Below are 14,687 nucleotides of genomic sequence, written 5' to 3'. Positions count from 1 at the left end.
GCATTGTTACGCACATCACCGATGAACACCAGTGATGGGATCGCAAACTATGCAATTTTCTTATGTAAAACGATGTCAGTGCTGATGCACGTGAAGATATGCGTACGCTACCGTCGCGATCTTGCGAGGTAGAGCAGAATAGAATCGGCTTAGAAGCGCCAAACGATCTTAAAGAGAAGAGAGCTTATCGGTTATCGCCAAGGCTGTAATAGGCATCTCGCAGAGAGCGACAGTCAAGAATATGAATATCTGTACGCTCCACACGTATCAACCCTTCATCACTCAGTCGGCGCATTAAACGAGAAAGAGACTCAGGCTTAATTGAGAGCTTGGAAGCTAGAACATGTTTGGGAACACCCAATGATACTGTTCCTTGGTTGCGGGCCAGCATCTCAGCATCCACGCGGTTCATAACATAATCAATAAAGCGCTGAGGGGCATTTTTTAAACTCAGACTTTCAATCTCTGCCACCAACATATGCATACGTACAGATAGAGAACCCATAATACGGAAACAGGTCTCCTGAGATTGGTGCAACATCTCCATAAATGGCGCATTGGGTAATTGATAAACTTCACTGGCTTGCAGCGCTTCCGCTGTAACAGGATAGGCCGGCCGGTTGAGGAACATCAGAGCAAGTGCAATATTTTCACCCGGACGGATGATCTCTAGCACTTTTTCTGTGCCATTTTCTGAGAGACGGAAAAGCTTGATTAAACCTTTACGCAACACGTAAAAGTTATTAGCTTGCCCCCCCTCATGAAACAACACACCTTTTTTCTCCAGTGCAATGCGTTCCACATGGGGCTCTAGGTAGGCCTGCTGTTGGGTGGTCAACGATGTAAAGATCGGACTTTGTGAAAAAACCGGCTCTTGAAAAACCTGTTGACGCCACGCTTGCATGCTTTCCCCCCGCATCCATTCCATGCTTATTCCGAATCTTACACGCTTCCATACAGAAGTCTGTGCAACACCTAATATATGACATATGCAGTCACTCGATGCAGCATCCTGTCAAGATGGGGGGAATCTGTCATTGACGCATATCAATCCAGGAAAGCTCTTGGTTTACAGAATAAAAATCTGTTTCACATACAAACACCATGCAAGGCGTCACAATCCTGAGTGATGTTTTTATCAATACATCTTTGAGCAGATAGACCGGACAGAATAAGCCTATGCAGAACCCTGCTCTCGTTAAGTAGTGACGGGGGACAACCTTAAGTAGAAGCGAAAAAACACTCCACGAAGAAGGGGCCAATTGGTGTCATGAAATACTGCTTCACACTATGCAAATCACTCTGGTAAATAATGCCATAGTCTTTACCAAACACGACGGTCGGAGGGGTCAGGTTAATATTTTCAAACTCAGAGGAAAGACGTGTTTGCACACCTCCGGTAATCAGATTGGCCAGTTCACCGAAGGCATCACCAACCATAGGGTCACGAATATTGGTCGCCTCTTCACCACTAAACGTGTTGGCCAGCTCAATTACAACATGCATGGGGGCTGAAAGATGAATACCCCCTGTAAGTGCGCCATTAAAATTGACCACTGCCGTTGCTTCAGCATCTGGTGGCTCATACTGCTCAAAGTCCTGCTTGATGACAGTAGGACCCTTATCCACATCTTGCGCTAAAAAGGCGATAAAGATCTCATTGACCGAATCCGTAATAAAATCGGACAACTCCTCTTTCATAAAGCCAATATGAACCACACTCATTGAGAGTTCAGGATGACGCCCCATCTCACGAATAAGCTGGTTTGGGTTTTCGGCATGTCGCGTCAACAACCCTTTTAGCTTTCGGTAACTGCTGGTATCTGTATGGGTAAACTGAATGGCGATAGAGGCCTCTTCTTGCCGGGTAATCCTAGCCTCTAACTCAACCCACTCTTGCCCCTCTTCAGCAGGGAGTTGCAACTGAATACGACACACCTCCCCGATATGGCGACTCTCTAGCTCCTGCCTGCACTCAAGGCGTACACTTGAAAAACTGACATTCTGTGTCAAACCCTGCATTTGATGGTTATTACCGAGCATCAAAATCGCAGGCACCTCGATATCGATGCGCGTGGTAGAACGTCCTTCGATATGTCCAGTTTCATCTGACGAAGCAATCATCTGTATTACCTTAACGTGATAGAGAGCAAGCTAAGACTTAACTTAACGGGTTTGCAGGTGACACACCCCAATTTCACCTGCTTCCACTTTACAGAAGCAAATGACCATATTCTTTGATCTGAGGTCTACCTACTGTAACCGGTTTTTCAATGGACCAGAACCTTTTTTCATAGCGAAATGCCTGTTTCTCAATCTCCCTGTCGAATAGATAATTATGCCAGACGCTGATAAAAAACCACGTGACATACGGCCATCTATTTTTATCCCAGCACTGATGATGTATCGTAGATAAACTAAAAAAGTCGAACCTACCTGAGTCACGTTTGCTTGCACGGCTCTTGATCTGACTGTGATGAGGACTCCCATGCGCTTTCAGCCCCTGTCCCAACTTATAACACTTCTTGTTGTCCTGCTCCTTCCCTCCTGGGGAGAAACAGCCGGCAAAGATGTCTCACTCTCCTATAACGGAATTGAGCTCAATGCCCACTTTCTTAAATCACCTGAGACCGCTCATAAAGATGTCGCCTTTCTCATGGTTCACGGTACATTAGCGCACAACCGCATGGAGATGATTGCGTCCACCCAATCTCTATTGGAAGAGGCAGGATGGAACAGCCTGGCGATTAATTTAAGCCTAGGTATTAGCAACCGCCATGGCAGCTATAAGTGTGAGCATCCTCACCGGCATACCCATGAAGAGGCCGTCGGAGAAATTAGCGCTTGGGTACAGTGGCTTAAGCATCAGGGCATTCGTAAAATTGTCCTACTCGGGCACTCCCGTGGCGGAAGCCAAGTGGCATGGTATCTGACAGAACAGGTTGACCCCGTTATTCGAGGCGCTGTTTTGGTTGCTCCATCCACTTGGAGCATGAAAAAAGCCATGCTCAGTTATAAGGAACGGTTCAATGGGGATTTAATGACTTGGCTGGGTAAAGCACTGCTGTTTAGCAAACAGAGCGTCAGCCGAGACGCCCTCATACAGCCCCCAGGCTTTATCTATTGTAAGGATGCCAAAGTCACCCCGCGAAGCTTTGTGAGCTACTACAAAGCTGATCCACGCAAAGATACCCCCAATCTACTCAAACACATTGCCGTACCCACCTTGATTGCTGTGGGCAGTGAAGATCGTGTCGTTGCAGACCTGCTCCCAACATTACAGAGCAGCAAGCTCTCTAAGAACTTTAAACTCAGCATTATTGACGGAGCCGGGCATTTTTTCCCTGACCTTGATGGGGATACCTTGGCAGAAGAGATCGTTAACTTTGTCGACCCTCTCTTCACACAATAAGCACATATAAAAAGGGGGTGAGCACATGCCCACCCCCTTTAATCTTCCCACCACGATCTGTTTAAACTTGGTCAGCCACCACAGGCACAACAAGTTCAGGCTTACGCAGAGCCAAACCATCCAGACAGTGCAACATATCTTCAATATGGCCACACATCTGGTAGATCTCTTCGGTACTACGCCCATCAAACGGCCCAATACAGCGCCCTCCGTGGGTTTCGTAATACTCCTCAATCAGATCTTCCGCCTCCCACATCCGCTCACGCATACGCATGGGGTTGGCATCCCCTGTTAGTCCATGATAAATGGCACAGGTTAAACCATAGGTTTTGCAGTTAATAGACCAAGCAGGATCTAAGCTGTCGGGCCGGTTTTGAGAGAAAGCTTGATAGACCTCTGGACGATAACGCTGAACCCCAACGACCCAAGGTAACAAAGAGGGGTCTGGATAAGGACCACACCAAGCGTTGATCGCCACAATCAAATGGTTCAAAAAAGCATGGGACTCAGAGTTAGGCAGTTGCAACGTATGACAGACATCCTGAAAGACAATAAACAGATGCTTCCTCCACCCCATAGGGCAACGATCCACCATAGGCGGATCTACCTGCGCCTTCCACAATACCAAAACCTCTTCCTCTTTCATCACCAAACAGTTTCCTTCTTAAATACAGCCATTTAACCTTAGCAGACATCAATACCCTATAAAATAAGGGCGCTGCTGAGCAACGCCCTTATACAATGCTCTCGCCAAAACAGCTACCCACTAATCGTTGTATGCTTCGTTTAGCTTATCCACAACAAACAGCGGCATGGCACTCTCACCATGAATATCTTGGGTGCCATACTCACGAACTTCCAGCTTTTCATCCAGTAGTTTGCGTACAGATTCTGTAATCACAACCTGGTTGCCCTCTTTATCAGAGCGGGCAGCTTGGTAGGCCAACTCGACATTATCCCCAATCACCGTAAAGTTACGATCACGGTAGTGGCTACCAATGTTACCCAACACAATCCGACCTGCATTAATACCAATACGCACTTTAAAGGTCTGGCCTGTTTCACTATGGATCTTAGGCAAGGCTTCTACCAACTTACAAGCAGCCGTCACCGCACGATGCGCGCCATCATCTTGCCGATCAAACGACACATACAAACCATCATTAATCAGCTTATCCACTGTTGCGTTATGCTTAACCATAACTTCACAAACCAGATCAAAATAACGGTTTAAGAACGTGACTAGATCTTTGGCATTGAGGCTACGGCAAATCTGCCCAAAACCAACAATATCCAGATAGAGCAGCGTACGGAACTGATCATCAGAAACCCCACCCTCATCGTCATAAAGGTCAACAATTTTATGGTGAGAGAGGTGACTGAGGTAGTTGCGGAAGGAAGCACGCTGCTGCTCCAAACGACGATCGGCCAAAACCCGCTCAACTTCAGCGACAACCCGGTCACCAACAAATGGCTTAGAGATAAAGGCCTGAATGCCAATGGAACGGATTTTCACCATGTCTGCTTTTGAATCCCGTGTGGTCACAAAAACAATGGGCAGATTAGCGCGCTGCTTGTTTTCACTACCTCGGATCCGCACACACATCTCAAGTCCATCAAGATTGGGCATCTCATAGTCAGAGATCACAAGGCTATAGTTATTTTTCATAACCATCCCCAAACCTTGCAAACCATCTTCAGCTTCATCAACCCGGAATCCCTGGGCCGTTAGGGCATTACGCAAGGTGGTACGAATCATCTCTGAGTCGTCTACAACCAAGATACGCTCGGGACGTTCCGCTTCCGCACTAGAGCTCAACAGCCTGCGAATACGGGATACCAACTCAGGGACCACCACAGGCTTAGCCAAATAATCATCTGCTCCGGCATCAAACCCTTTGGCAATGGCCTCCTCAGAGGTCTGTGAGGTAAGCAACAGAATGGGGATATCTTGAACCATTGTCGAACGCACGTTATGGCAAAGCGTTAACCCATCCATTTCCGGCATTTCCACGTCACTCACAATGATATCAACGTCTGCGGTATCAACCAACGTCAGTGCTTCACGACCATCCCAGGCTTCAACAACATGAAACCCCTCTTCACGCAAAGGTGGTACAACCACGCGGTGGAACAGGTCACTATCTTCCACATACAACACCGTCGGTACAGGTGGGACCAAAAGGTCAACCAGCTGAACCACATCATCCTTTTGAAAGGGTAAGGTCAAAAATTGATCGGCGCGGTGCTGAATGGCTTGTTCACGAATTTGAGGATTACCGGAAAGAAAGACAACCTTCGTGCATTTCCCAAGAAGTTTATGGCGCTTAATGGACTCACAAACCTGAATACCATTGGTACCTTTCAACTCTGTGCGTAAGAACACGAGATCCGGCACAATTTCAACAATCTGCTCAAAAAAACCATCACTATCCGAAGAGAGTTCCTCAACATTAAACCGCTCATCATCCGCCACAGCGGATGAGATGATTTTATTGAGCATGGGCGTGTCAGTAATTAATAGAACCTTGGTGGCATTGAGACCCATGTAGCGCTCCCCCTCACATAAAGATGCATCCTGGCCCAAACAAACATCAGGATGTGACGGCAAAATGCCATCTTTTGCATTGTCGTGATCCAGCAAAGAACCAAACAATGGAACTACGATTATTTAATACTCATTCGAACAATTGCAAGATCTTCTTGAATAAAAAAATCATTCAAGAACAAATTATAAACACAAAAAAAAGCACGCACTCTTTCAAGTGCGTGCTTTTTTATGCCTCATTCAAGCCTGTGCAGAACCATGTATTCATGTTGATGATGTTTCCATCTTATTCTGATACAGGGTATCTACCTGCTTAAACAGCTGAGCACGATGTTCATCATACGCATCAATAAAGTCATCACTGGATTCCGAACCCTTACTGGCTTGATCTAACATCTCTGAGAGCTGCCCCACCTGCTGATCCAACTCATGCAAGGCCCCACTGTCCAACATATCTCTAACTTGGGGTAACAACACATCTCCGACAGATTCTTGTTTGAAACGTGAAGCCGCCTGTTCAGCATCCTCCTGCTTCATCCGGCCCTCACTCAATGTCTGCCCCTGACACTGCCAGCGCATTAACCCACTTTTAATACGACGAAGATCAAATGGTACCTGACCCAGATCAAACCGTGACTGAGCTTTATGGAGGGTTGAGGTAGAGTCCTCAATGGCACCTGTCATCTTGGCAAAACCGTGAATAGAGGCCGAAACAAAGCCGTTAAGGCGTAGCGCACTGGCCACCACTTCAGCCACAGAACGGGAGGATTCATTGGTCTGATAAACCACCGTCTTGGCTTCACTGGTTACCCGCTGGGTATCTTCACTCTGGCTGGCCACATTTTGCGCAAACTCAGCAGCCTGCGAAGAGGTCACGGCAATCTGCGAAGCCCCAGCTGCAGCTTCTGCTGTGGAACGGGCAATTTCACGGGCCGCCATATCCAGCTCATCCGTATTTCGCATCACAGCATCAGAAGCTTCTGAGAGATGCTTCATGTGGTCAACCACGTTACGGCTTAGTCCCTCTTGCTCTTCAACCGCTTCGGTCACGTTATTCAGGGAGTGATCAATTTCACTCACAGCATTGGCAATTTCCATCACAGCTTCTGAGGCTTGCCCCGTGTTGTCTTGAATGGTACCAATCTGCTTGGAGATCATCGCCGTTGCATCTGCCGTTTGACTGGCCAGCTCTTTAACCTCATTGGCCACCACAGCAAAGCCTTTACCCGCTTCACCGGCACCCGCAGCTTCAATGGAGGCATTCAATGCCAGCATATTGGTTTGATCGGCAATATTCTTAATAATACCAACGACCTTACCAATCTCGTCAGCAGAGCTGTTGAGCTGATCGACTACGGTATGGGTGTTCTGTGCCCGTGTATTGGCATTTTTAGCCTGTTTGCCAGCCTCATCACACAGACGACGCACCTGCGAAACGGCTTCGGCCATACCGTGTAGATTATCCCCTGTCTCACCAACAGACTGGTTGACCAGCTCCAGGTTGGTTTTGACCTCTGTCATGTTGCTGTGCATCTCTTCAGAAGCGGCAGCAACGGTATTAATATTTTGACTGACCATATCTGAGGTATGGGCAATATCCTGGACATTTCCAGACAACGCTGCCGCGGCCGATGAAGTCTCTTCGGCACGCTGCTCAACAGTTTCCATCGCCGACTCAATACGCCCAAAGGCATCCACCAAATCACCGTTATGGGTGACCACCTCACCCATCATGCCACTCTGAGCACCTGCATCACTTTCTAATTGATCACGAAGCGTGACCAAACCATCAGCACAAGCAGCAATGGTATCGGCCTGAACGGATAGCGTACCAATACTGCCCCGCAACCCTTCAACCATCTGGTTCACACCACGCCCAATGGCATCGACCTCATCTTCACAACTCACAGGGACAGAACCTGTCACATGTCCCTGCCCAACCCGTTGCAAAAGGGCATTAATAGCTCGGATTCTTTGTACAAGACTTTTGGTCAAGAATATGGCAATGAGTGCAGCCAAAATGGCAATGGCGAAGATAACCCCATTAATTTTGATCATCACATGGTGATAATCATTTAAAAAGTGGGAGACATCTTCTTCGACCCGCATGGCAATAATAGAGGCGTTATTGACATTTTTTAGCACCAAATCAACCACAGCCATCTGCCCTTGAAGCTCGGCTGAATCCTTCTGACCCGTACCATCCACTTTAACCAGAGATACTTTTGAGACCCCTAACAGCGCTTTTAAGTCCGCTTGTATCAACTCTAAATCACTACCCAACACCACCATGTTATAGGTGCCGCGTTTGTCATTTTTATCCTTATTTCTCTTATTATAATAAGGGGATATTTGCATTAAACGAACTTTGCCATCCGGGAACTGCTCGATACCGACCACCTTCTTTTTCTTCTTGGCCTGATCAATTTGCGCCAACAAGGGTGCCGAAAAATTTAAAGACTCATTCGTGCCTTTATTTTCATAGTAACTGGCAATGACAGATGGAGAACGCTTGCTGTTCCAGAAAAACATGGAGCCACGTTTTTCATTTTTCATCAGGTTCCAGACACTATCGGCCTGCTGCTTAACCTTAGCGGGTACCGCTTTTTTCAAAGATCGGATCAGTTTCTTATCTTTTCGGGGGAGGTCTGCAATACGCATAAGGGTATCGCCACGTGCTGTTATCAAGCTTTGCAGGCTTTTGGCGTAGGCCTCCTGCTTACCGAGCAACATACGATCAATGGCGTCCTCTTGCATATCCTGCAAGAAATAGAGGGTGATGAGAAGAATCACCACAAGAGGTAGGAGAATCGTCAACAAGAGCTTGATGCGTAACGAGAGATTCTTAAAGAATTGCATAGAGTACCAGACCTCAAACCTTGAAAAACAGACACAACGATATTCGAGCCATTGGCCATACGTCTTTCAACGCACCAATCGCAGACAGCACAACCCAATCTCCCCATTCCGCAAAATAGGGCCTAACAGGTGATCAAAGAAAAAAAAGAATAATTTAGAAAAAAAATTGTGCTATTACAGCCGTTACAAGGAGGGAGCATAATACTCCCTCCTTGTAAGACAGCAAACGACAGGATTATTCGATTGGAAGATCCTGAGCTTTCCAGTCATTCATACCCAAGCGATACCATTTAACATTGGTAAAACCCAGCTTGGTCAACGACAATGCGGCTTTAGGACTACGCCAGCAAGTTAGACCGTTACAGAATGTAATGATCTCTTTATCCTTAGCCATGGACATAAGGTCAGAACATTCACCCTTAAGCTTAGCGGCTGTTGCATCCACATTGGCATCATCCAAACTGGCCTTGCCAGAAGAGACCTGACAATTTACAGAGCCTGGTACTGTGCCTCCCTCGAAGCCTGAAACCTTACGGCAGTCGAGCAGAAAAGCTTCTCCACCCTCCATAGCAGCCAGCACTTCATCAGCAGCTACAATACTGACACCTGCCAGTGAACCAGGCACCTCAGGCTTACCACCAGCTTGAACAGGAGCCGTCACCATAAGAGCTACAGCCAGCGCCGCCATACCCAACCACTGCTTTACACCAACCTGTTGCATCATTGAATACCCCTTGCATTATACGCGTTTGGAACTATTTTTCCCTTGAATGAGCATATCCCAGAAGCCTTTATGATTCCACTTAGAAATGAACTTTTTTTCTTCAACCATTCCCGTAGCTTGTTACAACTAATGCAGGATTTTGGCGGATTGTTCCGTATCAGCCCATCTCTATATACTGGGGCTATTCTATCAATTTATCACACAAAAAAGCCCACATGTTCGCACATGTGGGCTTTCTAAAAACCATTGATCTAGCTCAATGTTTTACATGCTAGGCATGGAAGGGATTTTCCAGAATCAGCGTTTCATTACGATCAGGTCCTGTGGAAAGAATACTCACAGGAATACCGACTACTTCCGCCAAGCGACCCAAGTAGTTCTTCGCTTCCTGGGGCAGGCTATTCCAATCTTTACAACCGACGGTAGAACCATCCCAACCGGGCATGGTTTCATAGATCGGTTCAACCCGGTCTAACTTGACGGTATCTGCGGGGACATACCCGGTCTCTTCACCATCGATACGGTACCCTGTGCAGAGACGAATCTCCTTCATACCATCCAACACGTCAAGTTTGGTAATACACATACCATTAATGCCACTTACACGGGCCGCATGGCGCACCACAACAGCATCAAACCACCCGCAGCGACGGGGTCGGCCAGTCGTTGCACCAAACTCATGCCCTTTGGTGGCCAGGTATTTACCATCAGCATCATGCAGCTCAGTGGGGAAAGGACCACCACCCACACGTGTCGTATACGCCTTTACGATACCCAAAACATAATCCAGCTGGCCAGGAGCAACACCACTACCGCTGCAAGCACCGGCTGAACTGGTATTCGAAGAGGTCACATAAGGGTAGGTACCAAAATCAACATCCAACAAGGCACCTTGCGCCCCTTCAAAGAGAACATTCTTGCCCTCGGCCTGGGCTTTTTCAAGCCATGGTGCCAGATCTTCACAGTAGGGAGCCATCTGCTCACCCATGCGCAGATAAGCATCACGAATGGTCTCCATCTGGAAACCCTCTTCATCGTAATACTTCTCAAGCATGAAGTTAACCAGGTCTAGGTTCTCTTTAAGTTTTTCTTCAAAGAGAGGCTGATTATACAGATCGATCAGACGAATTCCGCGACGGGCAGATTTATCTTCATAACAAGGACCAATACCACGCCCTGTTGTACCAATTTTTTTACCCGCAGCCTTCTTCTTCTCACGAGCCAGATCCAGCGCCTTGTGGTACGGAAGAATAAGATTGGTGCGATCGGCAATTTTTAAATTTTCCGGAGAAATCGCCACCCCCATATCACTGAGCTTACTCATTTCTGACAGCAAAGCATCGGGATCAAGCACAACACCGTTGCCGATGGCGCACTGCTTACCGGGACGAATAATGCCGGAAGGGATCAAATGCAAGATATACTGTTTGCCCTCCACAACCAGGGTATGGCCCGCATTATGCCCCCCTTGGAAGCGCACTACCATGTCGGCCTGCTCAGTAAGCAGATCAACAATTTTACCTTTGCCCTCATCACCCCATTGGGTGCCGACAATAACAACGTTAGACATGTTTTCTGACCGCTCTATTTCAACAACGCTCCTGCTCTCAACAAGCAGTCGCATCTGCCAAGCACCACCGCAGCCTATCTGCGGCAACCGAAAGCCCGAGCAAACCTTGGCTCAAGACACACAAAAAGGGCTACGAAGTGAGCCCTTTCCTTATTATTCCCCATACTAGGGGTGGTTTCAAAGAGAATTCGTCGTTAGCCCGTCACCTTTTTCATCACTATACAGCAATGAAAATACCACCCATTTTCACCACTTAATAAAAAAGCTCAGCATTTCTGCTGAGCTCTTCCTTAAACCACGTGATCTCAAAAGCTTTTTAGGTAAGCTTATCAATATGTTCCTTAGTGACCAAGGTTACCCCGCCCTCTGTACGGTAAAAACGTTTGGCATCCAACTCAGGATCAACACCAATTTCCAAACCATCAGGAATAACCGTATCAGGTCCGACGATACATTTAATCAAAGTGCATTTTCGCCCAACATCCGCCCGGGGCAAAATGACAGAGTCGGTCACGACAGAGTAGGAGTTGATACGAACATCGGTAAACAGCAAGGAACGCTCCACCGCTGATCCAGACACAACACACCCGGCAGAGACCAAACTATCCACGGCATATCCGCGGCGCTTATCATCATTAAACACAAACTTAGCCGCAGGGCGCTGAACCTGATAGGTCCAAATTGGCCAATTTGGATCATAAAGATCCAGTTCTGGTGTGACATGGGTCAGGTCCATATTGGCTTCCCAATAGGCATCCAATGTCCCAACATCACGCCAGTAAGGTTCATTTTTGGTATCCAACCCCACACAGCTTTTAGAAAAGCTATGGGCCATAACTTTGACCTTAGGCACCAAATAGGGAATTAAATCTTTACCGAAATCATGGGAAGAGTCCTCAAGCAGAGCATCTCTTCTTAACTGCTCAACCAAAAGATCACGATTAAAGATATAGATCCCCATACTGGCCAGTGACCAGCCAGGACGGCTTGGTAGCTCGGGTGGCTCAGCCGGTTTCTCTAAAAAGTTAATGATCTGATCATTGGCATCGACATCCATAACACCAAATTCACGAGCCTGATCCACGGGGACCTCCAAGCAGGCGACCGTCGCCGCAGCTTCACTGCGAATATGGTGCTCCAACATTTTGCTGTAGTCCTGCTTATAGATATGGTCACCCCCTAAAATCACCACATATTTAGGATCATGACTCTCTATAAGATCGATATTCTGATACACCGCATCAGCCGTACCTGAATACCAAGACTCAGCAGCCGTCTGTTGCTGAGCAGGCCAGACCTCCACAAATTCATCAAATTCCGCACGAAAAGATCCCCAGCCACGCTGAACATGCTGAATAAGATTATGCGCACGATATTGGGTCAACACCCCTACACGACGCATACCTGAGTTCACACAATTGGATAGAGCAAAATCAATAATACGGAATTTACCCGCAAAGGCCACCGCAGGCTTAGCCTCTGTATCAGTGAGGTTTTTTAAACGGCTTCCACGACCACCCGCCAGCACAAGAATCAAACTCTGACGAATGGCTTCGTTCAGGTTTGCCCCACCATCACTGCGTTGCTCTGCCATGTTTACCTCTCCAAACAGTCTAAAGAAAGCCAATACCCAAATTGGTATCAGACCATCGAGCTCACATACACCCAATCGGCTTTTTGGGGATCATACCCATCATACCCGAAGAACAGTGTAACAGATGAGTTATCGCCTCATCACTGCTGAAAAGCAATCATCATTACCTTAGGCAACCGTATTTTTGCCATACCGCAAAATCTTTGTCACAAGCGTTTCATACATAAAGCGTATCACTACACCTCTTTCATTCTATGCGCGCTTACAAACAGGCATCAAAAAGAGGCTAAAAGATAATCATCACTACCCGCAGCCACGCCTATTTCTCAAGCACTGCGCAACAAAGATAAGCAGCGACACAATATGACACCTACGATAAACGGCATGAGCAGCTCAAGCTCAATCATTTACACCATTGCAAGCGGGGTTTAAGATGGCGCAAACTTGACGAAGATTCGGCTTCATTTTGACAAAGCCATAAGATCCTTATGATCAATCCCTTAGCTCTTTAACATGGCCGATGGAACCCTTGTAATGCGTGTACTTTTTGTCACCTCTGAAATCTACCCTTTAATCAAGACCGGTGGTCTTGGTGATGTCGCGGCTGCTCTACCGGCGGCATTGATGGAACATGGCGTTGATATGCGCGTGCTTGTGCCTGGGTATCCAAGTGTTCTAGAGGGCATGCGTCATAAAGGTCAAGCCATTGTACTTGGAGAACTATTTGGGCATGGCGATGTACGGCTGGTACCAGGATATCTTCCCGATAGTGAGGTGTTTATATGGGCGCTGGATATCCCGACCCTCTATGATCGACCGGGCAACCCCTATTTAAGTCATGATGGCCTGGACTGGGGGGATAATGCCATTCGATTTGCCGCACTCTCACGTGTCGCTGCCTTAATTGCAGAAGCGGGTGGTTTTCTGGGCTGGCGGCCAGATGTCCTTCATGCCCATGATTGGCAGGCTGGACTGGCCTCCGTTTATTTGCATTTTTCGGGTAATCGCCACTGCAAGACAATCCAGACCATCCATAATATACAATTCCAGGGTAACTTCCCCGCTAAGGTCATTCATGAAATTGGCATACCGACCAGCGCCATGCATGTATATGGTGCTGAATTTCATGGGAATTTTAGTTTTTTGAAAGCGGGTCTTTTTTACAGCAATTGGCTAACCACGGTCAGCCCCTCCTATGCCAATGAAATTTGCACACCTGCCTATAGCTTTGGGATGGAGGGCCTACTTAAAGACCGGGCACACCAATTGCACGGCATCCTCAATGGCATCGACTATGGCGCATGGGACCCAAGAACCGATCCTTTAATTGCCCATAACTATGCCCCGGATAAGGTGGATGAGAAAATCCACAATAAACGCGCACTTCAAAAAGAGATGGGCTTGATTGAAGAAGATGATCGACCACTGTTTGGAATGGTCAGTCGTTTAACCGACCAAAAAGGGATTGATCTGGTTTTAGAAGCGGTACCAGCCGCCCTCAGTGCAGGCGCACAACTGGTGGTTCTGGGTAGTGGAGATCTGGCCTATGAAGATCGCTTGCGAGAACTGGCTGCACAAAATCCCCATTTAATTGCGGTGCATATTGGTTATGACGAAACCCACGCCCATCGCATTCAAGCTGGCGTGGACATATTACTGGTTCCCTCGCGCTTTGAACCATGTGGTCTAACACAGCTCTATGCCATGCGATATGGCACATTACCCCTCGTAAGACGGACTGGGGGGTTGGCAGACAGCGTAGAGAACATCCACTCTGAAGAGCATGGAACTGGGTTTCAATTTGAACATGCTGATGGCATGAGCCTGCTTACCACCATGCTCCATGCTATGGGCTGTATGCGCAACAAAACACTCTGGAAAAAGGCCCAACAAAGAGCCATGCATATGGATTTTGGCTGGCGCAAAGCCGCACGCGCTTATATGCACCTATATGAATCTGGGGCACCCCCGATTCTATAA

Annotated in this window: 10 protein-coding genes; 2 read left to right on the top strand and 8 right to left on the bottom strand. The window is 47.4% G+C overall.

Annotated elements, in window-relative coordinates:
- Positions 1-184 precede the first annotated feature (184 nt).
- Complete coding sequence (locus tag V5T57_RS12530) at positions 185-904, bottom strand: Crp/Fnr family transcriptional regulator (protein WP_332891564.1); 720 nt, start codon at positions 902-904, stop codon at positions 185-187.
- A gap of 317 nt (positions 905-1,221) precedes the next feature.
- Positions 1,222-2,124, bottom strand: a complete 903-nt coding sequence (locus tag V5T57_RS12525) for a chemotaxis protein CheX (protein WP_332891563.1) — start codon at positions 2,122-2,124, stop codon at positions 1,222-1,224.
- Between the two features lie 364 nt (positions 2,125-2,488).
- Here V5T57_RS12525 and V5T57_RS12520 point away from each other — a divergent pair, with 364 nt between their 5' ends.
- Positions 2,489-3,412: an alpha/beta hydrolase gene (locus V5T57_RS12520; protein WP_332891562.1), complete on the top strand. Its 924-nt coding sequence runs from the start codon at positions 2,489-2,491 to the stop codon at positions 3,410-3,412.
- Positions 3,413-3,473: 61 nt separating this feature from the next.
- Here the strand turns inward: V5T57_RS12520 and V5T57_RS12515 are convergent, their stop codons facing one another.
- The 6 genes from V5T57_RS12515 to glgC all read right to left on the bottom strand — a co-directional run bounded on the left by V5T57_RS12515 (position 3,474) and on the right by glgC (position 12,707).
- The gene (locus V5T57_RS12515; protein WP_332891561.1) at positions 3,474-4,058 is read right to left on the bottom strand and encodes a hypothetical protein; all 585 of its coding nucleotides are present in this window, start codon (positions 4,056-4,058) and stop codon (positions 3,474-3,476) included.
- Positions 4,059-4,178: 120 nt separating this feature from the next.
- The gene (locus tag V5T57_RS12510; protein WP_332891560.1) at positions 4,179-5,960 is read right to left on the bottom strand and encodes a response regulator; all 1,782 of its coding nucleotides are present in this window, start codon (positions 5,958-5,960) and stop codon (positions 4,179-4,181) included.
- A 264-nt stretch (positions 5,961-6,224) separates the two neighbouring features.
- On the bottom strand, positions 6,225-8,819 hold the full coding sequence (locus V5T57_RS12505) for a methyl-accepting chemotaxis protein (RefSeq protein ID WP_332891559.1): 2,595 nt from the start codon (positions 8,817-8,819) through the stop codon (positions 6,225-6,227).
- A 235-nt stretch (positions 8,820-9,054) separates the two neighbouring features.
- The gene (locus tag V5T57_RS12500; RefSeq protein WP_332891558.1) at positions 9,055-9,543 is read right to left on the bottom strand and encodes a rhodanese-like domain-containing protein; all 489 of its coding nucleotides are present in this window, start codon (positions 9,541-9,543) and stop codon (positions 9,055-9,057) included.
- A gap of 271 nt (positions 9,544-9,814) precedes the next feature.
- Entirely contained in the window at positions 9,815-11,113 is a 1,299-nt protein-coding gene (locus V5T57_RS12495) for an adenylosuccinate synthase (protein WP_332891557.1), read from the bottom strand.
- Positions 11,114-11,429: 316 nt separating this feature from the next.
- Entirely contained in the window at positions 11,430-12,707 is a 1,278-nt protein-coding gene (gene glgC, locus V5T57_RS12490; RefSeq protein WP_332891556.1) for a glucose-1-phosphate adenylyltransferase, read from the bottom strand.
- Positions 12,708-13,241: 534 nt separating this feature from the next.
- Here glgC and glgA point away from each other — a divergent pair.
- Positions 13,242-14,687 (top strand): glycogen synthase GlgA, encoded by a 1,446-nt coding sequence (gene glgA / locus V5T57_RS12485; RefSeq protein ID WP_332891555.1) that lies wholly within the window; start codon positions 13,242-13,244, stop codon positions 14,685-14,687.

This window comes from Magnetococcus sp. PR-3 (assembly GCF_036689865.1).
Taxonomy (GTDB): Bacteria; Pseudomonadota; Magnetococcia; order Magnetococcales; family Magnetococcaceae; genus Magnetococcus.
The sequence above is the reverse complement of the archived record's forward strand: the minus strand, read 5'-3'. Positions and strand labels throughout refer to the sequence as shown.